At 53.2% G+C, this 25,321-nt stretch carries 22 protein-coding genes and 29 other annotated features; of the genes, 9 read left to right on the forward strand and 13 right to left on the reverse strand.

Features of this window, described 5'->3' with window-relative positions; translation table 11 throughout:
• Positions 1–68: 68 nt before the first annotated feature.
• The gene (mdh, locus tag STM3359; protein ID NP_462269.1) for a malate dehydrogenase occupies positions 69–1,113 on the reverse strand. Within the gene, positions 69–1,007 belong to an annotated coding region; the region does not span the whole gene.
• Positions 1,007–1,069, reverse strand: a protein binding site (putative binding site for ArcA, RegulonDB: STMS1H000015). It overlaps the preceding gene by 63 nt.
• Positions 1,014–1,019, reverse strand: a ribosome-binding site (putative RBS for mdh; RegulonDB:STMS1H003372). Its footprint overlaps the feature before it by 6 nt.
• Positions 1,086–1,094 (reverse strand) — a -10 signal (putative -10_signal for mdh; RegulonDB:STMLTH004587).
• Positions 1,101–1,121 (reverse strand) — a protein binding site (putative binding site for CRP, RegulonDB: STMS1H000040).
• Positions 1,105–1,113 (reverse strand) — a -35 signal (putative -35_signal for mdh; RegulonDB:STMLTH004587). It overlaps the preceding feature by 9 nt.
• Before the next feature lie 158 nt (positions 1,122–1,279).
• Positions 1,280–1,288: a -35 signal (putative -35_signal for argR; RegulonDB:STMLTH004588), on the forward strand.
• Between mdh and argR the strand changes: the two genes are divergently transcribed.
• The 3 genes from argR to STM3362 all read left to right on the forward strand — a co-directional run bounded on the left by argR (position 1,280) and on the right by STM3362 (position 2,889).
• Positions 1,280–1,891, forward strand: a protein-coding gene (gene argR, locus STM3360) for a repressor of arg regulon (RefSeq protein ID NP_462270.1). Within the gene, positions 1,421–1,891 belong to an annotated coding region; the region does not span the whole gene. Its footprint overlaps the feature before it by 9 nt.
• Positions 1,304–1,312 (forward strand) — a -10 signal (putative -10_signal for argR; RegulonDB:STMLTH004588). Its footprint overlaps the gene before it by 9 nt.
• Positions 1,357–1,375, forward strand: a protein binding site (putative binding site for ArgR, RegulonDB: STMS1H000026).
• Positions 1,377–1,395, forward strand: a protein binding site (putative binding site for ArgR, RegulonDB: STMS1H000030).
• Positions 1,410–1,415: a ribosome-binding site (putative RBS for argR; RegulonDB:STMS1H003373), on the forward strand.
• Positions 1,892–2,243: 352 nt before the next feature.
• Positions 2,244–2,249, forward strand: a ribosome-binding site (putative RBS for yhcN; RegulonDB:STMS1H003374).
• The gene (yhcN, locus tag STM3361) for a putative outer membrane protein (protein ID NP_462271.1) occupies positions 2,244–2,519 on the forward strand. Within the gene, positions 2,256–2,519 belong to an annotated coding region; the region does not span the whole gene. It overlaps the preceding feature by 6 nt.
• A 96-nt stretch (positions 2,520–2,615) precedes the next feature.
• Positions 2,616–2,621, forward strand: a ribosome-binding site (putative RBS for STM3362; RegulonDB:STMS1H003375).
• Positions 2,616–2,889, forward strand: a protein-coding gene (locus STM3362; RefSeq protein ID NP_462272.1) for a putative periplasmic protein. Within the gene, positions 2,623–2,889 belong to an annotated coding region; the region does not span the whole gene. Its footprint overlaps the feature before it by 6 nt.
• Positions 2,890–2,948: 59 nt before the next feature.
• Here the strand turns inward: STM3362 and yhcO are convergent.
• The 4 genes from yhcO to yhcR all read right to left on the reverse strand — a co-directional run bounded on the left by yhcO (position 2,949) and on the right by yhcR (position 6,518).
• The gene (gene yhcO / locus STM3363) for a putative cytoplasmic protein (RefSeq protein NP_462273.1) occupies positions 2,949–3,234 on the reverse strand. Within the gene, positions 2,949–3,221 belong to an annotated coding region; the region does not span the whole gene.
• Positions 3,229–3,234 (reverse strand) — a ribosome-binding site (putative RBS for yhcO; RegulonDB:STMS1H003376). It overlaps the preceding gene by 6 nt.
• Positions 3,235–3,392: 158 nt before the next feature.
• A complete protein-coding gene (gene yhcP, locus STM3364; RefSeq protein NP_462274.1) occupies positions 3,393–5,360 on the reverse strand; it encodes a putative inner membrane protein in 1,968 nt (655 codons plus the stop codon).
• Between the two features lie 5 nt (positions 5,361–5,365).
• Positions 5,366–6,307 (reverse strand): putative membrane located multidrug resistance protein gene (gene yhcQ, locus STM3365; RefSeq protein ID NP_462275.1). Within the gene, positions 5,366–6,298 belong to an annotated coding region; the region does not span the whole gene.
• Positions 6,302–6,307 (reverse strand) — a ribosome-binding site (putative RBS for yhcQ; RegulonDB:STMS1H003377). It overlaps the preceding gene by 6 nt.
• Positions 6,306–6,518 (reverse strand): putative inner membrane protein gene (gene yhcR / locus STM3366; protein NP_462276.1). Within the gene, positions 6,306–6,509 belong to an annotated coding region; the region does not span the whole gene. Before yhcR ends, yhcQ begins: the two co-directional genes overlap by 2 nt.
• Positions 6,513–6,518: a ribosome-binding site (putative RBS for yhcR; RegulonDB:STMS1H003378), on the reverse strand. Its footprint overlaps the gene before it by 6 nt.
• A gap of 172 nt (positions 6,519–6,690) precedes the next feature.
• Here yhcR and yhcS point away from each other — a divergent pair.
• On the forward strand, positions 6,691–7,620 hold the full coding sequence (yhcS, locus tag STM3367) for a putative LysR family transcriptional regulator (RefSeq protein NP_462277.1): 930 nt from the start codon (positions 6,691–6,693) through the stop codon (positions 7,618–7,620).
• Positions 7,621–7,742: 122 nt separating this feature from the next.
• Here yhcS and tldD read toward each other — a convergent pair whose 3' ends face one another.
• From tldD to yhdA, 8 genes are all read right to left on the reverse strand, one after another.
• Positions 7,743–9,188, reverse strand: a complete 1,446-nt coding sequence (gene tldD / locus STM3368) for a suppresses inhibitory activity of CsrA (protein NP_462278.1) — start codon at positions 9,186–9,188, stop codon at positions 7,743–7,745.
• Between the two features lie 144 nt (positions 9,189–9,332).
• Positions 9,333–13,145, reverse strand: a protein-coding gene (gene yhdP, locus STM3369; RefSeq protein NP_462279.1) for a putative protease. Within the gene, positions 9,333–13,133 belong to an annotated coding region; the region does not span the whole gene.
• Positions 13,140–13,145 (reverse strand) — a ribosome-binding site (putative RBS for yhdP; RegulonDB:STMS1H003379). Its footprint overlaps the gene before it by 6 nt.
• A gap of 94 nt (positions 13,146–13,239) precedes the next feature.
• Positions 13,240–14,720 (reverse strand): RNase G gene (gene cafA / locus STM3370; protein NP_462280.1). Within the gene, positions 13,240–14,709 belong to an annotated coding region; the region does not span the whole gene.
• The gene (gene yhdE, locus STM3371; protein NP_462281.1) for a putative inhibitor of septum formation occupies positions 14,699–15,301 on the reverse strand. Within the gene, positions 14,699–15,292 belong to an annotated coding region; the region does not span the whole gene. Before yhdE ends, cafA begins: the two co-directional genes overlap by 22 nt.
• Positions 14,715–14,720 (reverse strand) — a ribosome-binding site (putative RBS for cafA; RegulonDB:STMS1H003380). (Overlaps the previous gene by 6 nt.)
• Positions 15,296–15,301, reverse strand: a ribosome-binding site (putative RBS for yhdE; RegulonDB:STMS1H003381). It lies within the gene yhdE.
• Positions 15,301–15,799 (reverse strand): rod shape-determining protein gene (gene mreD, locus STM3372; protein ID NP_462282.1). Within the gene, positions 15,301–15,792 belong to an annotated coding region; the region does not span the whole gene. Before mreD ends, yhdE begins: the two co-directional genes overlap by 1 nt.
• Positions 15,792–16,861, reverse strand: a protein-coding gene (gene mreC, locus STM3373; RefSeq protein NP_462283.1) for a rod shape-determining protein. Within the gene, positions 15,792–16,844 belong to an annotated coding region; the region does not span the whole gene. Before mreC ends, mreD begins: the two co-directional genes overlap by 8 nt.
• Positions 15,794–15,799 (reverse strand) — a ribosome-binding site (putative RBS for mreD; RegulonDB:STMS1H003382). Its footprint overlaps the gene before it by 6 nt.
• Positions 16,856–16,861 (reverse strand) — a ribosome-binding site (putative RBS for mreC; RegulonDB:STMS1H003383). (Lies within the gene mreC.)
• A 47-nt stretch (positions 16,862–16,908) precedes the next feature.
• The gene (gene mreB / locus STM3374; RefSeq protein ID NP_462284.1) for a rod shape-determining protein occupies positions 16,909–17,969 on the reverse strand. Within the gene, positions 16,909–17,952 belong to an annotated coding region; the region does not span the whole gene.
• Positions 17,964–17,969: a ribosome-binding site (putative RBS for mreB; RegulonDB:STMS1H003384), on the reverse strand. Its footprint overlaps the gene before it by 6 nt.
• A gap of 290 nt (positions 17,970–18,259) precedes the next feature.
• Positions 18,260–20,217, reverse strand: a protein-coding gene (gene yhdA / locus STM3375; protein NP_462285.1) for a putative diguanylate cyclase. Within the gene, positions 18,260–20,200 belong to an annotated coding region; the region does not span the whole gene.
• Positions 20,212–20,217: a ribosome-binding site (putative RBS for yhdA; RegulonDB:STMS1H003385), on the reverse strand. Its footprint overlaps the gene before it by 6 nt.
• Positions 20,218–20,392: 175 nt before the next feature.
• Positions 20,393–20,398 (forward strand) — a ribosome-binding site (putative RBS for yhdH; RegulonDB:STMS1H003386).
• Here yhdA and yhdH point away from each other — a divergent pair.
• The 5 genes from yhdH to accC all read left to right on the forward strand — a co-directional run bounded on the left by yhdH (position 20,393) and on the right by accC (position 25,318).
• Positions 20,393–21,378, forward strand: a protein-coding gene (gene yhdH, locus STM3376; protein ID NP_462286.1) for a putative oxidoreductase. Within the gene, positions 20,404–21,378 belong to an annotated coding region; the region does not span the whole gene. Its footprint overlaps the feature before it by 6 nt.
• Positions 21,379–21,477: 99 nt before the next feature.
• Positions 21,478–21,483, forward strand: a ribosome-binding site (putative RBS for STM3377; RegulonDB:STMS1H003387).
• The gene (locus STM3377) for a putative nitrate reductase (RefSeq protein ID NP_462287.1) occupies positions 21,478–22,495 on the forward strand. Within the gene, positions 21,491–22,495 belong to an annotated coding region; the region does not span the whole gene. It overlaps the preceding feature by 6 nt.
• Positions 22,480–22,485, forward strand: a ribosome-binding site (putative RBS for STM3378; RegulonDB:STMS1H003388). It overlaps the preceding gene by 6 nt.
• Positions 22,480–23,095 (forward strand): putative inner membrane protein gene (locus STM3378; RefSeq protein NP_462288.1). Within the gene, positions 22,496–23,095 belong to an annotated coding region; the region does not span the whole gene. The genes STM3377 and STM3378 overlap by 16 nt, the downstream gene beginning before the upstream one ends.
• A gap of 328 nt (positions 23,096–23,423) precedes the next feature.
• Positions 23,424–23,432: a -35 signal (putative -35_signal for accB; RegulonDB:STMLTH004589), on the forward strand.
• Positions 23,424–23,958 (forward strand): acetylCoA carboxylase, BCCP subunit gene (gene accB, locus STM3379; RefSeq protein ID NP_462289.1). Within the gene, positions 23,488–23,958 belong to an annotated coding region; the region does not span the whole gene. (Overlaps the previous feature by 9 nt.)
• Positions 23,450–23,458, forward strand: a -10 signal (putative -10_signal for accB; RegulonDB:STMLTH004589). It overlaps the preceding gene by 9 nt.
• Positions 23,475–23,480 (forward strand) — a ribosome-binding site (putative RBS for accB; RegulonDB:STMS1H003389).
• Position 23,959: 1 nt before the next feature.
• Positions 23,960–23,965 (forward strand) — a ribosome-binding site (putative RBS for accC; RegulonDB:STMS1H003390).
• Positions 23,960–25,318, forward strand: a protein-coding gene (accC, locus tag STM3380; RefSeq protein ID NP_462290.1) for an acetyl CoA carboxylase. Within the gene, positions 23,969–25,318 belong to an annotated coding region; the region does not span the whole gene. (Overlaps the previous feature by 6 nt.)
• Positions 25,319–25,321 lie beyond the last annotated feature (3 nt).

The following is a 25,321-nucleotide window of genomic DNA, read 5'->3' on the forward strand; positions in this document are numbered from 1 at the left end:
CTTGATTTCGTGGCTTGTTTACAGTCAAAGAAGCCGGAGCAAAAGCCCCGGCATCGGGCAGGAACAGCTTATTTATTAATAAAATCTTCACCCAACTGAATATCTTTTTTCAGCGTATCCAGCATAGCGTCCAGCGAATGTTGCTCGAAAGCGCTCAGTGTGCCGATGGATTTACGCTCTTCTACGCCGTTTTTACCCAGCAGCAGCGGCTGAGAGAAGAAACGGGCATACTGACCGTCGCCTTCCACATAGGCGCATTCCACCACGCCCTTCTCGCCCTGCAGAGCGCGAACCAGAGAAAGACCGAAACGCGCGGCAGCCTGGCCCATAGAGAGGGTTGCCGATCCGCCGCCGGCTTTCGCCTCGACGACTTCAGTACCGGCGTTCTGAATACGTTTAGTCAGCTCGGCCGCTTCTTGTTCGGTAAAACTTACGCCTGGAATCTGCGACAGCAGCGGCAGAATCGTCACGCCGGAGTGCCCGCCAATCACCGGCACTTCAACTTCCGTTGGCAGCTTACCTTTCAGCTCTGCAACAAAGGTATTAGAGCGGATGATATCCAGCGTGGTAACGCCAAACAGTTTGTTTTTGTCGTATACGCCTGCTTTTTTCAGCACTTCCGCCGCAATCGCAACGGTGGTGTTCACCGGGTTGGTGATAATGCCCACGCACGCTTTCGGGCAGGTTTTAGCGATCTGCTGCACCAGGTTTTTCACGATGCCGGCGTTAACGTTAAACAGGTCGGAACGGTCCATACCCGGCTTACGCGCCACACCCGCAGAAATCAGTACTACGTCAGCGCCTTCAAGCGCCGGGGTTGCGTCTTCACCGGAGAAACCTTTGATTTTTACAGCGGTGGGGATGTGGCTCAAATCAACGGCCACACCGGGAGTCACTGGAGCGATGTCGTACAGGGAGAGTTCTGAACCTGAAGGCAGTTGGTTTTTTAAAAGTAATGCCAGCGCCTGACCGATACCACCAGCAGCGCCGAGGACTGCGACTTTCATCCTAAACTCCTTATTATATGATTAGCTAAGTGTCTATTGCTCCGCGGCGGCGACCTTAATTCACAAATTCAATGATTACAATCCTCACTCATCAAGAATGCGGAGTCGCGCAATTTTGGCTTTTATGCATTTAATTTGCGTAATCCGGATCGGCTGCAACCAGAGAGCAACGTTCTACAGGTGGTGACAATATACCCTACTACCCTCTCAAAACAACATCATTTTGATAACAATTAATTTACTTTTAATCTTATTTGCGAGGCGTGACACAGGCATGTTTCTTGATAACGAAATTTGATAAAATTCCGCTCTTTCATAACATTATTTCAGCCTTAAACAAGGCAGACTGTTTGCATAAAAATTCATCTGTATGCACAATAATGTTGTTTCTACCGCCATATTACGGGTGACTTATGCGAAGCTCGGCTAAACAAGAAGAACTAGTAAGAGCGTTTAAAGCGCTCCTCAAAGAAGAAAAATTCAGCTCACAGGGCGAAATCGTCCTCGCGTTGCAGGATCAGGGCTTTGAAAATATCAATCAGTCCAAGGTCTCGCGCATGTTGACTAAATTCGGCGCAGTGCGTACACGTAACGCAAAAATGGAAATGGTGTACTGTCTTCCGGCTGAACTGGGCGTCCCAACAACATCCAGTCCGTTGAAAAATCTGGTGCTGGATATCGACTATAACGACGCTGTCGTGGTGATTCATACCAGCCCCGGCGCGGCACAACTCATTGCACGCCTGCTGGATTCACTGGGGAAAGCAGAAGGTATTCTCGGCACGATTGCCGGCGACGATACTATCTTCACTACGCCTGCCAGCGGCTTTTCCGTAAGAGATCTGTACGAAGCCATTCTGGAACTTTTTGAACAAGAGCTTTAGTCCCACTTCCTCCGTCGTCGTACGGCGGAGGCACCTTTTTGTCCTCTCCCCTCGCCGCTTTCCTGTACGCCTATCATTTGGCAAATCATGCCCTTAAACATTCACCACATGAATGATAAATCAAAAAAACGCACAAAATGTCAAATTTATTAAGCAATTGATTTTCTTTTATTTTTTAAACGACAGCGGCGAAAAACAGCAATTTTAATTCCATAACGTTATAAAAAATAAAATTTTTAATGTTTTTAAAAAGCAGAAACAATTAGCGTGGTATTAATTAATCGCGTGATTAGTGTATACTTAATTTTGTGATGAGGGTCACGAAACAAAGTCCCCAGTAAAGGAATTCGACGAGGTAAAAATCATGAAAATCAAAACCACTGTTGCAACATTAAGTATTCTGTCCGTTCTCTCTTTTGGCGCTTTCGCCGCAGAACCTATCAGCGCAGAGCAAGCGCAAAACCGTGAAGCAATCGGATCGGTTTCAGTCAGCGCTATCGGCTCATCGCCTATGGATATGAACGCCATGCTGAGCAAAAAAGCGGATGAACAAGGCGCTACGGCCTACCACATTACCGAAGCGCGTAGCGGCAGCAACTGGCACGCCACTGCCGAACTGTACAAATAAAATTCACCTGCCATCGCATATAACGTGTCCTTGCTTCGCGGAGATATCGCATAAGAAAAGCCCATTAATCCGCGAGGTTGACCCTATAAAGGAATAAAAGATCATGAAAACGAAATACATTATCGCATCACTCGGCCTGGCCACTCTGCTCTCTTTCGGCGCAAATGCCGCAGTACATCAGGTCAACGCGGAACAGGCGCAGAATCTGCAACCGATGGGCACCATTTCCGTCTCGCAGATTGGTAGTACGCCAATGGATATGCGCCAGGAGATCGTCGCTAAAGCTGAAAAAGCAGGCGCTAATAGCTATCGCATCATCGAATTAAAAGAAGGTGATAACTGGCACGCCACCGCCGAGTTGTATAAGTAAACCCTCGTCGTCTAACCCGACGACTTGCCCCCGCCTGCCGGGGGCTTTTTTATGCTTTTTCAATGCCGGACATTAAACCGTAGCCGCCCCTCCAGCTCTTCTTCCGCTTCATCAAAGAGTAAAATCAGCGCCCCGTAGCGCCTGCGCAGTTTATCAGGCAGGTGAACGAACTCAATCTCTAGCGGTAGGGGTAAGATATCGCTCATTACCGCATCCCATAATGTATCAAGATCGCTTACTTTCTCACTGGCAAGACCAAACGTCTGCGTAAACTCGCGATAAAAATCGCTTTGGTTTTTAATATCATTAAAATCAAAAGTATAGACATTCATAGCCAGCCACCATCCCCGACAGACAATTGTCTGTTTTACTACTAAGCATCATTATGCAGAGGTTTCACTTCCAGAAACGCTTTTAGCCCCGGAGCACTCTTGCGCTGTTTTTGTATCTCAAATAAGTATAGTCATAAAAAAACCGACGCTTTTGGCATCGGTTCTTGTGGGTTAGCTATCGGTAAGCGCGTTCTGGTATTTATGTAACATACCCGTCAGGCGTTTAACCGGTTCCGTCACCTGCGGCGGCGCCTCCCAGATACGTAATTTCTCCTGATAGATATCCAGCTCATCCAGCAACTGACCAAAGTAGCGTCGCCGTTTATCATCGCTTCCGGCGGAAATAACATGGTCTGCGGTACGACGAAGCTGACGGTGGAACACTGACAGATCTTCATTAACCGGTATCGGCGCGTCGCGCAGACGTTGATGAGCAATGATCATCGTTAGCGCCAGGCGGAACTTCGGCAAATCGCCAGGAAATTTATTCATCAGCAAAAAGAGTTGCTGATATAACGCAGGCAGACGGTTTTCTTTACGGCGTACCACGTTGGTCGTCATTGCCGAGACCGCAGCGGAAACAAACTGATTAAGCAGCACGCGACCGGTTCGATCTTTGGATTTATCACGCACCAGCAGGATGACGATAAACGCCAGCATACAGCCGACAATTTGCCCCAACGCGCTGTCGAGGAACTGGCTGAAATGGAACGTCATCGGATTATCCAACACAATAATGTTAATCGTACTGGCCAGCGCCCCCATCGACCCCAGACGCCGTTTCTGGACCTCAATGCCGATAAAGAACCCCAATACCGCCAGGCTCAAACATAACAACAGCATACTTTGCTGCGTATTGGGAATAATCACCAGGAAATAGAGCAATCCCAGCGGCAACGCCGCCAGAGTGCCATAAATAAAATCGATGCAGACCATGCGCGGATTGGGTAAACGCATCGCCAGCGAGGTCACCACGGCAATCATCACCATCGCGCCATTACCCGATGTCCAGCCGGTCCATAGCCAGAATAATGTCCCCAGAATGCAGGAAAGCGTGGTGCGCCAGAAGTTCACCATCGCATGGTGACGTTCAGCGGATTCCACTTTAACTACGGGCTCGCCTTGCAGGATCTCTTCTTCCGTCGCGCTGATTTTGGTGTTACTGATCACGCCGCGTTTAAGCAATAGATAGCGCGTCGCAGCGCCTACCCAGCTATAAAGCGTGACGGGCGTTTCGCGCTCGCCAGTCCAGACAATGACACGCCGCATCCGTTTTAACTGTCTGTGGACGTCCTGTACCGTTTCAACCGGCGTCTCGAACAGTTCCCGGAATGTATCGGTAATCAGTTCCGGCCGCGTGTTTTGAATAAGATAAGTTTCACAGGATTGCGTAATCAGCGTGAGCGAAAGCGTATTCAACGCTTTCAGGCGGCGGTTAGCGCGTACCCAGCGCGAAGATTCCATATTCAGATTACTTCGCATCCCCTCCAGCGCCGCCGTGCGTCGCACCAGATCGCCCCAGGCGTTGTCGACTTCTTCGCTGTCGCCATGCTTAATACAAAGCTGCATTAGCTGATATTGCGCTACCAGTAAACTGTCCAGTTCGCGATCAACCTCCTGCTTTATCGATCGCGGCGAGAAAAGCAGATCCGCTAAAATAGCGCAGCCAATGCCGATAACGATTTCGCTACAGCGCTCAAGCGCAAATTGCGGCGTGAGCAGCGGCTCCGTCTGAATGGTAATCACAATGATCAGCGCAGTATAACCTGACAGTCCCCACGCATAAGAGTTTTCGATCCGTACTAAAGAGGAGATCCAGGTACAAAAACCGGCCCAGACACAGCACACCAGAATCATCAATAACGGCGCGCGGATCATAGAGATAATAATGATAAGCGCGGCGATACAGCCAATAAACGTCCCGATAATACGCAACATTCCGCGATAACGGATAGCGCCGGAATAGGGTTCTCCGCCGGCGGCAAATGCCGGGCCTGCCGCCACGATCGCGGCGGTCAGCACCGCCCAACGCGGCGTCTCCAGTTGAAAATGGAAGCCGATAAATAATGCCAGCACAATGGCGCACGCCAGCTTTACCGCAAAACGAATGTGCTGGTTGGCAATGGAGAAAATGCCCATGACGATTAACCGAATTCGCGCAGCCGGTGCGCCAGTTTACGGAAGAAGGAGTCCTGGCTTGCGTCACGATCCTGCTTACCGGTGATCACGACGGTTGCCGTCGTACCGGCAGGCCACAAATTCCCCTGCTGCTCGTCGAGCCGGATGCGCACCGGAACACGCTGGGCCAGACGCACCCATTCGAGGTTAGAGTCTATCGTCGCCATCCCTTTCGCATCGCTGGTACTGCTGGCATTCGTTACCCCTGCCGCCACGCTATCGACGGTACCTTTTAATACCCGGTTGCTGCCAAGCGGCGTGATTTCGGCACGATATCCCGGACGCACGCCTTCCAGCTTGGTCTCTTCCATATAGGCCTGCACGTAAAAAGAGTTCTTTTTCACCAGGGCGACGGCCGTGGAACCGCGGGTAATAAATTCACCGGCATAAACATTGAGGTTAGTCACCCAGCCGTCAGCAGGCGCGCGAATAACGGTGCGCTCCAGATCGAGTTTAGCCAGGTCGCGCGTCGCCTGGGCTTTAGCCAGTTGATGCAGTACCGTCTGCAAGACGTTGTTCGCCTGATCGATCTCTTCCCGGGACATCGCCTGTACGCCGAGGCGATTACGGCGACCGGCTTCCTGGCGTTTTTCCTGCGCCAGTACCTGATAATAGGCTACATCAGCTTCCGCTTCCGCCAGCGCTTTTTGATAGCGTGGCTGATCGATGGTAAACAGGACCTGATCCTTTTTCACCAGTTGGTTATCATGCACGTTTACATGGGTAATCAGGCCCGCGACATCCGGGGCAATAGCGACGACATCGGCGCTAAAACGCGCGTCGCGCGTCCAGGGAGATTCGGTGTAATACACCCAGGCGCGGAAAATGGCGATAAAGGCCAGAATAACCAGTACGAGGGTAATGGCCGTACGGGAGAGTTTTCTTGTTAGTGTTTTCACTTCAACCTCAAACGAACAGGCGCGATATTAAATAAAACAGACAACAATACAGCGCGGTATTGAACAGAGCCGGATGCCAGACAAAATCATAGATGCCCGTCGGCACAAGCATCCGACGCACCAGCCAAAAAATAGCCAGTGACAAAAGCAATTCGAAAAATATCGGTGGGAAGGAAAGACCAAACACCACGATAACGGGAAACAGACTCATGTTGACCTTGATTTCTGAGAGAGAGCAGGCGATAGATTGTTAAGCTACATCGCCGCAGAGAAGGGCAAGAGACGCCAGGCGAGAGCGACATAGCTCTTATTCGAATAATAGTATATTAACGTAATTGTTATGCTGTTATCTATATTATGTGATCTAAATCACTTTTAAGCCAGAGTGAATAATGGAACGATTAAAACGAATGTCGGTATTCGCCAAAGTTGTCGAGTTTGGCTCTTTTACCGCCGCAGCCAGACAGCTGCAAATGAGCGTATCGTCCATCAGCCAGACTGTGGCGAAACTGGAAGATGAGCTTCAGGTTAAATTGCTCAACCGCAGCACACGCAGCATTGGGCTCACCGAAGCTGGAAAAATCTATTATCAGGGCTGTCGTCGTATGCTGCATGAAGTGCAGGATGTTCACGAGCAGCTTTACGCTTTTAATAACACGCCTATCGGTACATTGCGTATCGGCTGTTCTTCAACCATGGCGCAAAATGTGCTGGCCGGGCTTACCGCAAAATTATTAAAAGAGTATCCCGGTCTGGCGGTCAATCTGGTGACAGGAATTCCGGCCCCGGATTTAATTGCCGACGGGCTGGACGTGGTGATCCGCGTGGGCGCGCTGCAAGACTCCAGCCTGTTTTCCCGTCGACTCGGCGCGATGCCGATGGTTGTGTGCGCCGCCAAGCCGTACCTCGCTCAGTACGGCGTCCCGGAAAAACCCGCCGATCTCAGTAGCCATTCCTGGCTGGAATATAGCGTGCGCCCGGATAATGAGTTTGAACTTATCGCGCCGGAAGGAATTTCTACCCGACTGATTCCACAGGGGCGGTTCGTCACTAACGATCCGATGACGCTGGTACGCTGGCTGACCGCCGGAACCGGAATCGCTTATGTGCCGCTGATGTGGGTGATCGATGAGATCAATCGTGGCGATCTGGAGATCCTGCTGCCTCGCTATCAGTCCGATCCCCGTCCGGTGTACGCGCTGTACACCGAAAAAGATAAGCTGCCGCTTAAAGTGCAGGTAGTGATTAACGCGTTAACTGACTATTTTGTCGATGTCGCACACCTGTTTCAGGGAATGCACGGGCGAGGGAAAGAAAAATAAAAACACCGGGTAATTGCTGAAGACGATTGTAGGTCAGATGCCACCCGACGCAGACATTGCCTGATGGCGCTGCGCTTATCAGGCCTGGGCGGCACACACCACAGGCCTGATAAGGCGGACAGTTATGCGGTGCCGCCAACCGTCAGGTTATCGACTTTCAGCGTCGGCTGGCCTACGCCTACCGGCAGACTTTGACCCTCTTTACCGCAGACCCCCACCCCGTTATCCAGCTTAAGGTCGTTGCCGACCATGGAGATCTGTTGCATCGTTTCAATGCCTGATCCAATCAACGTCGCGCCCTTCACCGGCGTCGTGACTTTGCCGTTTTCAATCAGATACGCTTCCGAGGTAGAGAACACAAACTTGCCGGAGGTGATATCCACCTGACCGCCGCCAAAGTTAGGCGCATAGATGCCGTATTCAACGGATTCGATAATTTCCTGCGGCGTTGACTGCCCCGCCAACATATAGGTATTCGTCATACGCGGCATCGGCAGATGCGCATAAGATTCGCGACGCCCGTTACCGGTCGGCGCAGCGCCCATCAGGCGCGCATTCAGCTTGTCCTGCATGTATCCTTTCAGTACGCCATTTTCAATCAATACGTTGTACTGGCCTGGCGTACCTTCATCATCGATAGCAACGGAGCCGCGACGGTTCATCATTGTGCCGTCATCCACTACGGTGCAAAGCGCGGAGGCAACCTGCTCGCCGATCTGACCGCTAAATACAGACGTCCCACGACGGTTAAAATCACCTTCCAGCCCGTGCCCGACCGCTTCGTGCAGCAATACGCCCGGCCACCCGGCGCCCAGAACCACCGGTAACGTCCCCGCTGGCGCAGCGACCGCGGAGAGATTAACCAGCGCCATGCGTACCGCTTCTTTCGCCCACGCGTCAGCGCGAACCTCGCCGTCGAGATCGGCAAGAAAATACTCATAACCAAAGCGACCGCCGCCGCCGCTGGCGCCGCGCTCGCGTTTACCGTCTTCTTCCACCTGCACGCTAACGGACAAACGCACCAGTGGACGGACATCCGCCGCCAGCGTCCCGTCGGTCGCCGCCACGAGGATTAATTCATATACGCCGGTCAGGCTGGCGTTAACTTCCTGCACGCGTTTATCGGCTTCTCGCGCCGCTTTATCAACGCGTCTGAGGATATCCAGCTTCTCTTCGCGGCTCATACTTTGCAGCGGATCAAGGGTGGTGTAGAGCGGCTGATGCGCTACGGCGGCGAGCGTTTTTACCTTGCCTTCGCCGTTCTCGCGTACAATGGTTCGCGCTGCCTGCGCACTCTGCTCCAGCGCCAGGAGGCTTATCTGATCAGCATAAGCAAAACCGGTTTTTTCGCCGCTAATGGCGCGAACGCCAACGCCCTGGTCGATATTATATGAACCATCTTTAATGATGCGGTCTTCTAAAACCCAGGATTCGTGATAGCTCGACTGAAAATAGAGGTCGCCATAATCAAGACGGCGTTCGGCCAGTTGGCCCAAAATAGCGAACAGATCCTGATGGTTCAGGCCATTCGCCGCTAGCAATTGTTCACTTACCAGGTTCAGACTCATCGTTTTTGCTACTCATTGATTTCTGCCGGATGGCGGTTCACGCCTTATCCGGACTACGTTGTTAGATTGTGCAAACCGGATAAACGCAGCGCCGTCCGGCATGACTATTTACTGAGAGTGGGGCAATTCCTCGCCCCCGTCAAATCATTGCTGGCTTTCTTTTCTCGGTTGGCGCAGAACTTCGTTGATCTGCGGCGCATCGACCGGACCGGTAATGCGATAACGCAGAATGGAGACCTTGCTCCATAGCGGCCCCAACACTTTACTGGCGGCAAATACCGCCGCGCCGACAATCGGGTTAACGGCAAACGCGGCGGCGACGCCCACGGTGGCGGAAATTTCCGGCGCGACAACGGCCTCCATATCAAGACGACGACGCACCAGATCAACAGAACCTTTCATTGCAATATCCGCTTCCAGCCCATCCACCAGCGTATCGTCAGTATGTAGGACGCCATCTTTAATCCACGCGGTACTATGAATAGAGTCGAAATAGAAGCCCTCGCTAAAGGTATCTCTGAAGTCAAACCGCAGCTTACGCAGCAACGCATCAAAACTGAGCAGCCGCAGTAGCTGTCCGGCATGACCGCTACTGAGATCAGTAAACTCGCCTTTACCCAGACGCGTGCGTAAAATCCCGTTGAGCGTGGCTTCATCAGGTTGCCAGGGCGGGTTTCGCCAGTGCAGATCGTAATCTACGTTAAAAGACGCGTTCTGGATTGGCGTCGAGATACCGAAGAACCCGGCAGCCGTGTCGAGGTTACTACCATGCAGACTACCTTTCAGCGAGGTTCGTTCATTACCCGGCGCATTCACCCACTCGCCGTTCGCTTTCAAACGGGCGAATCCGGTATCGATCAGGCCATTCGCCAGAGTCAGCGTATTGCCTTTGATGGCGAAATCGCCATCAATACGCCCATATTTTTGCCCCCATAGCCAGCACTCTTCGCAGCGAAGCTGTAAGTCCGGCCAGCCACGGAAGCTAATCGTGTTCGCCGAAGCCAACGGCGATGTCGGCGTTGGTGACGAGGCGTGCGTTTTTGCGACGCCAGGGTTGTAGTACAGGTACTTAATGTTCGCCAGCCACGGCGCATGGTTGCGCATGAGCAGCGTGGCGTTCACCTCACGGCCCTGCGCTTCAATTTTTGTTCCGTTCAGCGAGGGGGCTGAAACGACGCTCAAATTGTTCCACTGCTGACCGCCCAGCGATAGCGCGGGAGTACGCAACGTGACGCGTTGAGGAAACTCGGCCGAACTGCTCACGTTATCCGCCGCGCCTTTCTGGAATAACGCCAGCCATTGCGCGCCATCCAGCGCCGGCAGATTGAGCTCAACGCCTTGTTGAGCAGGTAATGGCGGAATCGTCCGGCTGTCCGTCGTCCAGATAGCCCGATCCAACGTCAGCTTCTGATTTAATAACCAGCGGCTGTTAAAGTGATTTTTACTCCCTGCGCTCCCCGTTAGCGCAAAACTTTTCAGGTTGCCGTCAGCCTGAATGTTCACCGGAATGGCTTCGCCTGCGGGTTTATTTAGCGGAGAAGGTAAGTGACTGCTCACATTTCTCAGATCGCCATTCAGCTCGATGTGATAAGTGGTGTCAGCGTGATACGGAAGATCGATGCCGACTTTACCATTCCACGTCACGCTGCCGCTCAGGGCGTCATTCAGTTGCGGCGGTAAGACGCCCATACGCGTTGGCTGCCAGTTACCGTTCAGGTTGACGGCGACCTGATAGGCTTTTGCCCCTTCCGTCGTACTGAAATCCAGGTTCAGCGGCTGATTAAACCAGTTTGCCGTCAGCGGCCCGCTTTTTAGCGCGCCATTCACAAAGCTGAATTTACCGTTCAGATTTTTGAGCGTGCTGTTTAGCGGCTTAATAAACAGACTGTTATTACGCAACGAGACATCACCCTCAGCGGTAACCTGTTCGCCATCCAGCGGAATATCAAGATGTAAGCGAGCATTCACATCGCCATCTAACTGGAGCTCCGCCAGCGTCGAGCCAAGCGAGTCTTTTAGTGGCGTCTCGTCGAAATAAGGCCCAACGGCTTTTCCCGGCCCGTTAATATCGGCATCAATGAGCAGTTTCTCTTTGGAATAATCCGGAATCGCCGCCGCGAGTTTGCTGGCCTTCACCCCGCCCAAATCGACGCTATCCGAACGCATCCACAGGCCGTCGTTCAGGAAATCCAGTTCAATGTTGAGATTTTTTAGCGCCGGCCAGTCGGGTTGAAAGGCAAACGTCGCATTGCGTAGCGGCACCAGCACTTCAAACTGACCTTCGTTATGCTTATAGGGAAAGAGGTGCGGGTTACCACCGTAAACCAACGTGGCGTTATCCGCCTCGCCGCCCTGAATTGCGCCGCTAAGGTAATCGACCAGCGCTTTGCCCATCAGGTTTTCCGGAAAATAGCGCCACGCCTGAGATCCATCGTCGGTACTGATTCCGGCCAGAATACCCAGCCACGGTTCGTCGCCCGTCGGTTGCAGATAGCGGAACCCGCCGCGCGCGTGTACCGCCTTTGCTTTGACGTCAATGTCGCGGCCATCAAGCTGAAAGCCGTTCTCATTCTTCAACCAACTAAGCGTCGCGACGCCGTTTTCAATTTCCAGCGGCGCGCGAAAAACGGTTTCATAGGGCATCTTAGCCTGCTGCATCGCAACCTTCATCTGCCCGTCTTCTACGCTTCCCGCCAGCGTACCGGAAAAATGTTCCGCGCCGGGCAACAGCTTCCACTGTTTCCAGGCAAGATTTTCCCACGATGCCTGAAAACGCGTTTTTTCGGTGGCCTGTAGCGGAATATCCAGCGCCAGTGTGGCGATCTTTCCGCTCGGCTGCGTAGCCTGCCATATTTCGCCCAGCACAGGCGACAGTTTAGCCGCCAGCGGACGTAATGCTTCCAGCCCCGCCAGTTCAAGATTACTGGCGCGAATGCGTAGCTCATCGCTACGTGTGTGATTCTCGCCGCCGACGTCCTGCTGCGGGAGCCAGGCCACGGTTAAGGCTCCGCTCGGCCAGGGTTTACCATCAAGCGTAATCCGTGTGTCCGGAATATAAAACTGCCAGCCCGGCTGCTCACGGCTAATCTGCGCCGTCAGGTTATCGACAGACAACGTGTGCGTCGTGTTATCGCCCAACCAGCTTGCGCCGCCCTGTTTCAGCCAGACGTCTCCTCCGGCGATTTCACCTTTACTGAGCGTCATCCAGCCTTCCAGACTGAAACGCGCCGTCTGGAGCGCCACATTATCCTGCATCCATTTGCCCAGCCACGGCTTGACGTCAATATCGTCGGCCTGTAACCAGACTCTGCCGTTATTTAGCAAACCGTCGTCATCGCGTAAATCCATCCGCACCTGCATCACGCCGTGCTGCCCGGTCAGGCTGGAGAGACTGACCTCGCCTTCGGCGCGGTGCCGCTCTTTGCCGTTTAGCCAGGTAAGCTGTGGGATCGCCAGCTCCGCGCGTTGTCCGGAAAGCGTCAGAAAACTGATTTGGCTATCGCGCAGATCGAAATGATCGAACTGCCGCAGGAAAAGATCGCTTAAACGGCTGGTTTCGATGCCTTCGCCGTCGCTGCTTTGAAGAGGCGTGTTGGTGCGGAAATTGAGTTGCCAGAAGGTCAGGTCGCGAAACTGCCAGCGCATATGCAACAGGCTTTGCCAGACGTCCAGCGCCAGCGTAACGCGTTTTATCGACAGTTCGCCGCCATCTTTCAGGGCGGCATGAATATTATGCGCTTCCAGCGTAGGGCCAAAATTTTGCCAGCTTGCGGAGAGTTGGCTGGCGGCCACCGGCACGCCGGTCACAGACTCAATTTTATTCAGGATAGCCGGACGCCAGGCGTCAAGATGAGGCAACGCCAGGCGCAGCCCGCTAACCAGCAGCGCTGCAATGACGATGAGCGCGGCTCCAGTGAGCAATAAAATCCCCGGCAATCGCCTCACGCGTCTCTCCTTGTCTGCCAAAAAATACGACTCACAACCTTGCTTTGCCGGACGGCGGCGTGAACGCCTTATCCGGCCTGCAAATACTCGTACGGGTCGCGGTCTTTTACATCATTACGACGTCAAACTGCTCCTGGTTATAAAGCGGTTCGACCTGAACTTTAACCTGTTTGCCGACAAAGATTTCGACTTCCGCCAGCGCGTGTGATTCTTCGCCTTTCAGCGCTTCCGCCACCGCAGGAGAAGCATAAACCAGGAAGCGATCGGAGTCATAAGCGTGATGAACACGTACAATTTCACGCATGATCTCATAGCAGACGGTTTCCACCGTTTTTACCGTCCCGCGGCCATGACAGGTTGGACATTCGTTACAAAGCACATGTTCCACGCTTTCACGAGTCCGTTTACGGGTCATTTCCACCAGCCCCAGCGGCGAAAAACCGTTAATACTGGTTTTCACGCGATCCTTACTTAACGCCTGTTCCAGCGAATGCAGCACCCGGCGGCGATGATCTTCATTATTCATGTCGATAAAATCGATAATGATAATGCCGCCCAGATTACGCAGGCGTAGCTGGCGGGCAATGGCCTGAGTCGCTTCAATATTGGTATTAAAAATGGTGTCGTCGAGATTACGGTGTCCGACAAACGCGCCGGTATTGATATCTACCGTCGTCATCGCTTCGGTTTGGTCGATAATCAGATAACCGCCAGACTTGAGTTCAACCTTACGCTCCAGCGCGCGCTGGATCTCATTTTCCACGTCATAAAGATCGAAGATCGGCTGATGGCCACTGTAATGCTCCAGCTTACTGGTCATTTCCGGGATGTATTCTGCGGTAAACTCCAGCAGCGACTCATAGGTCAGACGTGAGTCGACGCGAATTCGGTCCAACTGCGCATCGGCGAAATCGCGCAGCACGCGCTGCGCCAGCGCCAGTTCGCCATACATCTGGTAGCGCGTTTGCGGACGCTTTTTGCGCTCCATTACTTTCGTCCAGACGCGCTTGAGATAGGCGGCGTCAGACGCGAGATCCTCTTCACACACGCCTTCCGCTGCGGTACGAATAATAAACCCGCCCTGTTCGTCGCAGTATTCCGCCACCACCTTTTTCAGGCGCTCGCGTTCACTTTCGCTTTCGATGCGCTGGGAAACGCCAACGTGTGACGCGCCGGGCATAAAAACAAGGTAACGGGAGGGCAACGTGATGTCCGTGGTCAAACGCGCGCCTTTCGTGCCGAGCGGATCTTTCACTACCTGCACCATCAGATCCTGTCCCTGACGCACCAGTTCGGAGATATCGCGCACGGTAAACTGTTTTTGCTCGTCGCCCGCCACGCATTCGGTATGCGGCATAATGTCGGAAGCGTGAAGAAATGCGGCTTTATCCAGCCCAATATCTACAAAAGCCGCCTGCATACCTGGAAGTACACGACTTACACGACCTTTGTAGATATTGCCTACGATTCCGCGTCGCGCTTCGCGCTCAATATGGATTTCCTGAAGAATACCGCCATCAATGTACGCCACGCGCGTTTCCGATGGCGTTACGTTTACCAACAATTCAGCCGTCATGTTTATCCCTTTTATCACGCAGTGCGTTAAAATGACTCAACAACTCATACGTTTCAACCAGCGGTAAGCCGACCACGGCGTGATAGCTGCCATTTATCTTCCTGACAAAACAGCCACCCCGCCCCTGAATACCGTATGCACCTGCTTTATCTAAAGGCTCGCCGCTGGCGACATAGCCAGTAATATCCTGCGCAGAAAGCGTGCGGAAAGTCACCTCCGTTACCACCAGACAATCCAGCGTCTGCTGCGAGTCCGCAAGCGCAACAGCAGTCATCACCTGATGCGTATTTCCGGAAAGCAAACGCAGCATTTCTGCGGCATGAGCGGCGTCGCGCGGCTTTTCCAGCACCTCGCCGTTTAACACGACTATCGTATCCGCGCCCAACACCGGCAGATCACGGGGAACCAGCGCCACGCCAGCCTGCGCCTTTTCGCGCGCCAGCCGAACAACATACTGCTGCGCGCTTTCCTGAGCACGCCGTTGCTCTTCAATACCAGGCACGACCTGCTCGAATGAAAATCCAAGTTGAGTCAATAATTCCTGGCGACGCGGGGAACCGGAAGCAAGATACAGAGTTGTCATATCGACCTTTATTGCACAGCAAACTGCTGGCGTACTTTACGCATCAGCAAAAAGAGCCAGGGCCACAGCACGCCATTGACTACACTACTCCAGAACACTTCCGGTCTGAAAGAGACGTTGATCACTAAAAACTCGGCCCAGAAAACAATAATGTCCACGGCCAGTGAAAGCAACATTACCACCAGCGCCTGCTGCCAGAGCGCCAGGTTACGGAAGAGCTGGAATTTCAGAGCGACCAGATAGGCGACAATACTCATCGACAGAGCGCGCACGCCAAGTGTGGAACCGCTGATGAGATCAAGTATGGCACCCATCACAAATCCCGTCCCCACATTTACGCGGTGCGGCAGGGCCAGAATCCAGTACAGTAAGATGAGCAAAACCCAGTTTGGCCGGAAAACAATGATGTCGTCCGGCCAGGGCATGATTTGCAGCAACAGCGCAATAAGAAACGAGAGCCAGATAACCCAGCGCCCCTGGCTACGATAGCTCGCCACCATTACCCTCCCGGCGCACGCGCAGGCGGCGTGGTCGCGCCCGAAGGCGATGGTTGCGTTGATACCGGCGCCGTCTGGCCCGCAGATGGCTGAGTAATCCCCGTCGCCGGGTCCGGCACTGGCGCCGGCGGCCCCATCGCATCCGGAGAAGGCAACACCTGCGGCATCATCTGCATCAGGCGCTCATTGGCGACGCGGTGAACCTCTTCCGGCGTCATCGGATTGGCGCCGTTACGATCGGCTCCCCACAACAGCAGCAGATAGCGTAAACGCTGCAAACCCGCGGTTGGACGTGCCTGAATGACGGTATAGGCGCGCTGAGTGTCCAGCTTGACGGAGGAGACCACCGCCACCGGATACCCTTCCGGGAAACGCCCACCAAGTCCGGACGTTACCAGCACATCGCCAACGCGAATATCGGTATTGGCGGGCAGATGTTCAAGCTGAAGATCGTCAGTGCAGCCGTTACCGGCGGCAATCACGCGGATGTCATTGCGCAGTACCTGAATCGGCAGCGCATGAGTCGCATCGCAAATCAGCAGTACGCGACTGGTCAGTTTCGCCACGGCGACAACCTGCCCTACGACGCCTTTGTCGCTAATGACCGGTTGACCTTCATATACGCCATTAACGCTGCCTTTATCGATAACGACCTGATCGCTGTAAGGATCGTTAACCGTTGAAATAACCTGAGTCACCATTTTCTGCTCGTCCTGACGCAGCGGCGACCCCAGCAGCTCGCGCAACCGCGCGTTCTCCTGTTTGTACTGCCCCAGCATCAGCAGGTCGCTGTTTTTTAGCAGTAATTCCTGGCGCAGCGCCCGATTTTCCAGCTCAAGCTGGTCGCGAGAAGCCAGCGTTTGCGACACGCTGTCGAGCAGTTCACGAGGGCCGTTTGAAATAAAATAGAAAGGACTGACGGCAGTGTCCATGTACGTTCGGATTTGACTGAACGTCCCCAGGCGGCTGTCGGCAATGATAACGCCGAGCGCCACCAGCACCGCCAGAATAAGGCGAATCTGTAGCGACGGGCCACGGCTAAAAATTGGCTTCATAGGCTATGCGTATTCTCGCGTCGGAGAGGCAGGACAATCCAGGGATAATCCTGCCCGTATCCAACTACTCTTCGCTGAACAGGTCGCCGCCGTGCATATCGATCATTTCCAGCGCCTTGCCGCCGCCGCGCGCCACACAGGTCAGCGGATCTTCAGCAACCACGACAGGAATGCCCGTCTCTTCCATTAACAGACGGTCAAGGTTACGCAGCAGCGCGCCGCCGCCGGTGAGCACCATACCGCGCTCGGAGATGTCTGACGCCAGCTCCGGCGGACACTGTTCCAGCGCCACCATTACCGCGCTGACGATACCGGTCAACGGTTCCTGCAACGCTTCCAGAATCTCGTTTGAGTTCAGGGTAAAGCCGCGTGGAACGCCTTCCGCCAGGTTACGGCCACGCACTTCGATCTCGCGGACTTCGTCGCCCGGATAAGCGGAACCGATTTCGTGTTTAATACGTTCTGCGGTGGCTTCACCAATCAGAGAACCGTAGTTACGACGAACGTAATTAATGATGGCTTCGTCGAAACGGTCACCACCAATACGGACAGAAGAAGAGTAAACCACGCCGTTCAGGGAGATCACGGCAACTTCAGTGGTACCACCACCGATATCCACAACCATTGAACCGGTTGCTTCAGAAACTGGCAGACCTGCGCCGATCGCGGCCGCCATCGGCTCTTCGATCAAAAAGACTTCACGGGCGCCTGCGCCCTGAGCGGATTCACGAATTGCGCGGCGTTCTACCTGCGTCGCGCCGACCGGCACGCATACCAGTACGCGCGGGCTTGGGCGCATAAAGCTGTTGCTGTGCACTTGTTTAATAAAGTGCTGGAGCATTTTTTCGGTCACAAAGAAGTCAGCGATAACGCCGTCTTTCATCGGACGGATCGCAGCGATATTGCCCGGCGTACGGCCCAGCATCTGCTTCGCATCATGACCGACTGCAGCCACGCTTTTCGGCGAACCGGCACGATCCTGACGAATGGCCACAACGGAAGGCTCATTCAATACGATGCCTTGTCCTTTTACATAAATGAGGGTATTCGCGGTACCCAGGTCAATGGACAGGTCATTGGAAAACATGCCACGAAATTTTTTCAACATACTAAGGGATAATCCTGAAAGCTGGGGCGGAAAACAAAATCCGCTTACTTTACCAACCACACGCAGCAGCGACAAGGCGCAAAAATCATCTGCTACGGTGAAAATTAGTGCAGTTCGTTTCCTTTGTTACAAATCTCGGCCTGAGTCCCTCAGGGCTGAAAAAATCAGCAGCAATCCTCGCCTTCGTTTGCAACCTGTCAAAGGTCATTCACCTGCATATTTGCTGCAACAATCTGGCGAGCAGACAAGCACACCCCCATGAGGCGCAGCGCGCGTTATTCTACGTGAAAACAAATTAAACGGCAGGTTAAACCGAGTATCTTTGCGAATATTTTTTCACGTTTGTGTCAAGTAGTTGGGAGGAGGCAAAAAAATCACCCTGCCCGCCAGCCACGCCGCGTTTTGTCAGCGTCTGCCACTCGCCGCGCGAACGGACGCCTGTCGCGTAAACCTGCGTAGGCGTGCCCGCGCAGGCCTCTACCAGACTTTGAACCAGAAGCTGGTTTTCCGTTCGCTTCTCAATGTTTCTGACCAGACTCGGATGCAGCTTGAGTAATTCCACATTGAGCGCTTTAATCCAGCTCGTGCTAACCAGCGTCAAACCCGCCTGTGTCACCGCCACCCGAACGCCAAGCGCATTGACTAAGCGAAGGATGGGTTGTAACCGACTGATGTGTTGACAAACATCTGCCTCCGCAAGTTCAATAATTATGCGATTTCGCTGTGATTTTTCACACTGCATTAACGTATCGCGCAACCAGCGCTGAAAACGCGGACGAATCAGCGACTCAACCGTCAACTGCATTGCCAGATTTTCATCCGGCCAGTAGCCCAGCAACGTAATCAGGCGGCTAATTTGTAATCTGTCATACTCTTCCGATAAACCAAATTGCAGCACCATCGGCATATACTCCGCCGAGCTCACCTCTTCTTTACCGTCATAGATGCGACACATCAATTCCCGATGATGTACGCGACCTTCTCGCGTGACCGCTGGTTTTTGATAAAGTCGCGGTCCACCCCGGTTCAGCATCTGCTCAATCAATGTGCGCCAGCGCACATTGCCGCGCCCTTTTTCCGGCAGAGTGTCGTCGTAGATAGCCCAGCTATTTCCCCCCTGCAGGGCGGCATTCCGCGCCGCGGCTTCAGCATGTTCCATCACCTGCTCGGTGGACTGTCCGCTGCGCCAGGCGCAAATGCCGATATGTACCATATCGTCACGATCGAGCATTTTGTTAGCCGGTAGCGCATCGACAGCTTTTAAAAGTTGTCCGGCAATACTTTCCGCTTCTTTCAGCGTTCGATGCGGTAGCAGCACGGCAAAGTCGCTGCGGTGATAACGCGCCAGCAGCGAGCCAGGGTAACGCATAATAAATGTCGATAGCAGATTGATAAGCATAAACATCTGCTCTTCCGCCTGATTGCCTCCCAGGCTGTCGCGCAGAAGATTGAAGTCTGGCAAGCGGATCATCATCACCACGCCATGCACTCCCACTTTTTCCTGATCTTCCAGCAGCGTCGCCAGTTGGTTATCAAAGAACAGACGGTTACCGAGTCCGGTTTTGGTGTCCTGCGCGGCGTAGGAGCGAATGAGGGTGTCCAGGCGGCTACGCTGTTCGTGAGCAAACTGAATTTCGGAAAGCAATACATCAAGCGCGCTACTGGTGCGCGCTGGCCATTCGTAAACAGAACCGCGGACATTCGCCCCGCGTTCGCCGTTCAGAATACGCGTTGAGCGAATTTCCAGAAGCTCTTGCCCGGAAAGCTGCCGCTGCAGCCAGCGCACCGATAAAAACAAAATCAGAACGATAAAACCGATCGCCAGCGTTAGCGGCGCCGTGGTGATCAGTGAGTGAAAATAGTTACCCATCGGGTCCTGATAAGCCAGACGTAGCGACATTCCTGGATGTTTTATCAGCGGTACGACCAGCTCGCGATACATGTCGCTGGTGCCGGCTGGCCGATAACCTCTGGCACGAGAATGGCTGTAGACGCTGCGCTCCCCCTGCAACAGATCGACACGCACAATATCGGAAGCGATCATGAGTTCGTCGATTTGCGGCGTCAGCGAGACAATATCATGGGTCACCAGGTGCGTATCAATGGCTGTCGCCGTCGCCTGCACACGGCTGACATACTTATACTGTACGGCGTTATAAAAGCTTAGCGAGCAACCTATCAGAGTCACGAAGATCGTTAACCCCGTGAGCAGCGTGATAAAAGCTGAGAATTTCGTCGTTAATCGCATCCTTGAGTTAACTCCGACGGTTATAAACAGTATGAAAAAGCGAATCTGAAGGCGGAATTCGCCACGGCGCGCAATGAAGCAGGCATACTACCAAAATGGATCTATCTGGCAATTTATTGCGTTGCATCGGCATCACGTTTTAATTAGCGAGTATAGTCTTCGTAGCTATTTTTCCAATCTACCATGTAAAGTGAGGACAGGTTATGCAGGCGTTGATCTTAGAACAGCAGGACGGTAAAACCCTCGCATCCGTGCAACATCTCGAAGAGAGTCAACTGCCGGCAGGTGATGTGACGGTGGATGTCCACTGGTCCAGCCTGAATTATAAAGATGCTCTGGCTATCACCGGAAAAGGGAAAATTATCCGTCATTTTCCGATGATTCCTGGTATTGATTTCGCCGGCACCGTTCACGCAAGCGAAGATCCTCGCTTTCATGCAGGCCAGGAAGTACTACTGACTGGCTGGGGCGTGGGCGAAAACCACTGGGGCGGCCTGGCCGAACGCGCACGCGTTAAAGGCGACTGGCTGGTCGCGCTGCCTGCGGGACTGAGCAGCCGTAACGCCATGATCATCGGCACCGCCGGTTTTACCGCCATGCTGTGCGTCATGGCGCTTGAAGATGCAGGTATTCGCCCGCAAGACGGTGAGGTTGTCGTCACCGGTGCCAGCGGCGGCGTGGGCAGCACTGCCGTTGCATTACTGCATAAGCTGGGCTATCAGGTTGCAGCAGTATCAGGACGTGAAAGCACCCACGGCTATCTTAAGAGCCTGGGAGCTAACCGTATTCTCAGCCGCGATGAGTTTGCTGAATCTCGCCCGTTGGAAAAACAGCTATGGGCCGGTGCAATTGATACCGTTGGCGATAAAGTGCTGGCGAAAGTGCTGGCACAGATGAACTATGGCGGTTGCGTGGCCGCCTGCGGCCTGGCGGGCGGCTTCGCGCTGCCGACCACCGTTATGCCATTCATTCTGCGTAATGTGCGTTTGCAAGGGGTAGACTCGGTGATGACCCCACCGGCACGTCGCGCAGAAGCCTGGGCGCGTTTGGTTAAGGATCTGCCGGAATCGTTCTATGCTCAGGCCGCCACAGAGATTACGCTGGCGGATGCGCCGAAGTTCGCCGATGCCATCATCAATAATCAGGTTCAGGGCCGTACGCTGGTGAAGATAAAATAACGTCACGTATAAAAAAATTTACACTTAATTAACTATTTATTTTTACACATTGACACACTCCCTGTCATATTCACTACACGCCATGTTGTGGTGGGTAGACCGGGAGTCTGTGATGAAAAAGATACGTCCATTAACAGAAGCCGATGTGACTGCGGAATCGGCTTTTTTTATGCAGCGCCGACAGGTGCTAAAAGCATTAGGCATCAGCGCGGCCGCCTTATCCTTACCCTCAACGGCGCAGGCCGATCTCTTCAGTTGGTTTAAAGGCAACGATCGTCCGAAAGCGCCTGCCGGTAAACCGCTTGAGTTTAGTCAGCCTGCCGCCTGGCGAAGCGATTTAGCGTTAACGCCGGAAGATAAGGTGACGGGCTACAACAATTTCTATGAGTTTGGCCTTGATAAAGCCGACCCGGCGGCCAATGCCGGAAGTCTGAAAACCGAACCGTGGACGTTGAAAATCAGCGGGGAAGTCGCGAAGCCATTTACGCTGGATTACGACGATTTAACACATCGTTTCCCATTAGAAGAGCGTATCTATCGAATGCGCTGCGTCGAAGCGTGGTCCATGGTCGTGCCGTGGATTGGTTTCCCTTTATATAAGCTACTCGCGCAGGCACAGCCCACCAGCCACGCTAAATATGTGGCATTCGAAACGCTATACGCGCCGGATGATATGCCAGGACAGAAAGATCGCTTTATTGGCGGCGGACTGAAATACCCTTATGTCGAAGGGCTACGTCTGGACGAAGCCATGCATCCGCTGACTCTGATGACCGTTGGCGTCTATGGTAAGGCGTTACCCCCGCAAAACGGCGCGCCTATTCGACTCATCGTTCCATGGAAGTATGGTTTTAAAGGTATTAAATCTATTGTCAGCATTAAACTCACCCGCGAACGTCCGCCAACCACCTGGAATTTGTCGGCTCCCAACGAATATGGTTTTTATGCCAATGTGAACCCGCATGTGGATCATCCACGCTGGTCTCAGGCTACCGAACGCTTTATTGGTTCAGGCGGTATCCTTGATGTGCAAAGGCAGCCGACGCTGCTGTTTAACGGCTACGCCAATGAAGTCGCTTCGCTGTATCGCGGTCTCAATTTGCGGGAGAATTTTTAAGTGCGTCTGACAGCAAAACAGATAACCTGGCTAAAAGTTTGTCTGCATCTTGCCGGTTTTTTGCCGCTTCTGTGGCTCTTTTGGGCGATAAATCACGGTGGACTCAGCGCAGACCCGGTAAAGGATATCCAACACTTTACCGGCAGAACCGCGCTCAAATTTTTGCTCGCCACCTTGCTGGTTTCACCGCTGGCGCGCTACGCTAAACAGCCATTATTGATACGCACACGCCGCCTGTTAGGATTATGGTGTTTCGTTTGGGCTACGCTGCATTTAACCAGCTATGCCTTACTGGAACTGGGGATACATAACCTGGCGCTGTTAGGAAGCGAGTTGATTTCACGCCCTTATTTGACGCTTGGGATCATTAGCTGGCTGGTGTTATTGGCGCTGACGTTGACCTCAACGCAATTTGCGCAGCGTAAATTGGGCAAACGCTGGCAAACACTGCATAACGTCGTCTATCTTGTCGCGATCCTGGCTCCCATACATTACCTGTGGTCGGTAAAGATTTTATCACCGCAACCGGTCATCTACGCGGCATTAGCGTTAGCCCTTTTAGCGTTGCGTTACCGGAAGTTTCGCCAGTGGTGGCGCTAGTTTGGTGAACTGTGCGGTCGATTGCAAAACGCAAAACAGGTAATGTCCTTTTTATGTTTCGGGTTGATTATCTTCCCTGATAAGACCAGTATTTAGCTGCCAATTGCGACGAAATAGTTATAATGTGCGACTTTACATTGCCCAACGGCGATTTTCGTTCGCAGAAAGGGTGACAATCGAGCAATGAAGGTATATTTTGTTTTTTGCCCGAAAATGGCAGAAGATAGCCACACAATGACTGGCAAATCATGAATTTCACCTTCGGGTGCTACGGCATAACAGGCAAATCAAAGATGCGCGGTATTTTACCCGCGGCAGTCATTCACATGCTTTACAGACGGCGCTAAAACGCCTGTCACAATCACACTAAACAAAGAGTACGGAACCCACTCATGGATATTCGTAAGATTAAAAAACTGATCGAGCTGGTTGAAGAATCAGGTATCTCCGAACTGGAAATTTCTGAAGGCGAAGAATCTGTTCGCATCAGCCGCACAACGGCAAACGCCGGTTTTCCGGTGATGCAGCAGGCTTATGCGGCGCCGATGATGCAGCAACCCGCTCTGTCTAACGCTGTCGCGCCAGCGGCTACTCCAGCAATGGAAGCGCCTGCCGCAGCGGAAATCAGTGGTCACATCGTACGCTCCCCAATGGTTGGTACTTTCTACCGCACCCCAAGCCCGGACGCGAAAGCGTTCATCGAAGTGGGCCAGAAAGTGAACGTGGGCGATACCCTGTGCATCGTTGAAGCCATGAAAATGATGAACCAGATCGAAGCTGACAAAGCAGGTACTGTGAAAGCGATTCTGGTCGAAAGTGGTCAACCGGTAGAATTTGACGAGCCACTGGTCGTCATCGAGTAACGAGGCGAACATGTTGGATAAAATTGTCATCGCCAACCGCGGCGAGATCGCACTACGTATTCTTCGAGCCTGTAAAGAACTCGGCATCAAGACCGTCGCTGTGCACTCAAGCGCGGATCGCGATTTAAAACACGTATTGCTGGCGGATGAGACGGTCTGTATTGGTCCGGCACCGTCCGTAAAAAGTTATCTGAACATCCCGGCTATCATTAGCGCCGCTGAAATCACCGGCGCGGTGGCAATCCACCCGGGTTACGGCTTCCTTTCTGAGAACGCCAATTTTGCCGAGCAGGTTGAACGCTCCGGCTTTATCTTTATCGGCCCGAAAGCGGACACCATCCGCCTGATGGGCGATAAAGTGTCCGCGATTACCGCGATGAAAAAAGCGGGCGTGCCGACCGTACCAGGATCTGACGGCCCGCTGGGCGACGATATGAATGCGAACCGCGCTCATGCCAAACGTATTGGCTATCCGGTGATCATCAAAGCGTCCGGCGGCGGCGGCGGCCGCGGTATGCGCGTAGTTCGTAGCGATGCTGAACTGGCGCAGTCCATCTCCATGACCAAAGCGGAAGCGAAAGCAGCTTTCAGCAACGACATGGTATACATGGAAAAATACCTGGAAAATCCACGCCACATCGAAATTCAGGTGCTGGCGGACGGCCAGGGCAACGCTATCTATCTGGCGGAACGCGACTGTTCCATGCAGCGTCGCCACCAGAAAGTGGTTGAAGAAGCCCCGGCGCCAGGCATTACGCCGGAACTGCGTCGCTATATCGGCGAACGCTGCGCGAAAGCGTGCGTAGACATCGGCTATCGCGGCGCAGGGACGTTCGAATTCCTGTTCGAAAACGGCGAGTTCTATTTCATCGAAATGAACACCCGTATTCAGGTTGAACACCCGGTGACTGAAATGATTACCGGCGTCGATTTGATCAAAGAGCAGTTGCGCATCGCGGCGGGTCAGCCGCTGTCGATCACACAGGACGAAGTTGTCGTTCGAGGCCATGCGGTAGAATGCCGTATCAATGCCGAAGATCCGAACACCTTCCTGCCAAGCCCAGGCAAAATCACGCGCTTCCATGCGCCTGGCGGCTTTGGCGTTCGTTGGGAATCCCATATCTACGCGGGCTACACGGTGCCGCCGTACTATGATTCCATGATCGGCAAACTCATCTGCTACGGTGAAAACCGCGACGTGGCGATTGCCCGTATGAAAAATGCCCTGCAGGAACTGATTATCGATGGTATCAAAACCAATATCGATCTGCAGACCCGCATCATGAATGACGAGCACTTCCAGCACGGTGGAACCAACATCCACTATCTGGAGAAAAAACTCGGTCTTCAGGAAAAGTAATCG

The organism is Salmonella enterica subsp. enterica serovar Typhimurium str. LT2 (assembly GCF_000006945.2).
Classification (GTDB): Bacteria; Pseudomonadota; Gammaproteobacteria; order Enterobacterales; family Enterobacteriaceae; genus Salmonella; species Salmonella enterica.

Coding starts and splice junctions, on each gene's coding strand:
- argR (NP_462270.1), top strand. CDS start 1,421: ATGCGAAGCTCGGCTAAACAAGAAGAACTAGTAAGAGCGTTTAAAGCG.
- yhdH (NP_462286.1), top strand. CDS start 20,404: ATGCAGGCGTTGATCTTAGAACAGCAGGACGGTAAAACCCTCGCATCC.
- STM3362 (NP_462272.1), top strand. CDS start 2,623: ATGAAAACGAAATACATTATCGCATCACTCGGCCTGGCCACTCTGCTC.
- mreD (NP_462282.1), bottom strand. CDS start 15,792: ATGGTGGCGAGCTATCGTAGCCAGGGGCGCTGGGTTATCTGGCTCTCG.
- yhdA (NP_462285.1), bottom strand. CDS start 20,200: ATGCGATTAACGACGAAATTCTCAGCTTTTATCACGCTGCTCACGGGG.
- tldD (NP_462278.1), bottom strand. CDS start 9,188: ATGAGTCTGAACCTGGTAAGTGAACAATTGCTAGCGGCGAATGGCCTG.
- yhcP (NP_462274.1), bottom strand. CDS start 5,360: ATGGGCATTTTCTCCATTGCCAACCAGCACATTCGTTTTGCGGTAAAG.
- cafA (NP_462280.1), bottom strand. CDS start 14,709: ATGACGGCTGAATTGTTGGTAAACGTAACGCCATCGGAAACGCGCGTG.
- mreC (NP_462283.1), bottom strand. CDS start 16,844: ATGAAGCCAATTTTTAGCCGTGGCCCGTCGCTACAGATTCGCCTTATT.
- yhcO (NP_462273.1), bottom strand. CDS start 3,221: ATGAATGTCTATACTTTTGATTTTAATGATATTAAAAACCAAAGCGAT.
- STM3377 (NP_462287.1), top strand. CDS start 21,491: ATGAAAAAGATACGTCCATTAACAGAAGCCGATGTGACTGCGGAATCG.
- yhcS (NP_462277.1), top strand. CDS start 6,691: ATGGAACGATTAAAACGAATGTCGGTATTCGCCAAAGTTGTCGAGTTT.
- yhcN (NP_462271.1), top strand. CDS start 2,256: ATGAAAATCAAAACCACTGTTGCAACATTAAGTATTCTGTCCGTTCTC.
- mreB (NP_462284.1), bottom strand. CDS start 17,952: ATGTTGAAAAAATTTCGTGGCATGTTTTCCAATGACCTGTCCATTGAC.
- mdh (NP_462269.1), bottom strand. CDS start 1,007: ATGAAAGTCGCAGTCCTCGGCGCTGCTGGTGGTATCGGTCAGGCGCTG.
- accC (NP_462290.1), top strand. CDS start 23,969: ATGTTGGATAAAATTGTCATCGCCAACCGCGGCGAGATCGCACTACGT.
- yhdE (NP_462281.1), bottom strand. CDS start 15,292: ATGACAACTCTGTATCTTGCTTCCGGTTCCCCGCGTCGCCAGGAATTA.
- yhcR (NP_462276.1), bottom strand. CDS start 6,509: ATGAGTCTGTTTCCCGTTATCGTGGTGTTTGGTCTTTCCTTCCCACCG.
- accB (NP_462289.1), top strand. CDS start 23,488: ATGGATATTCGTAAGATTAAAAAACTGATCGAGCTGGTTGAAGAATCA.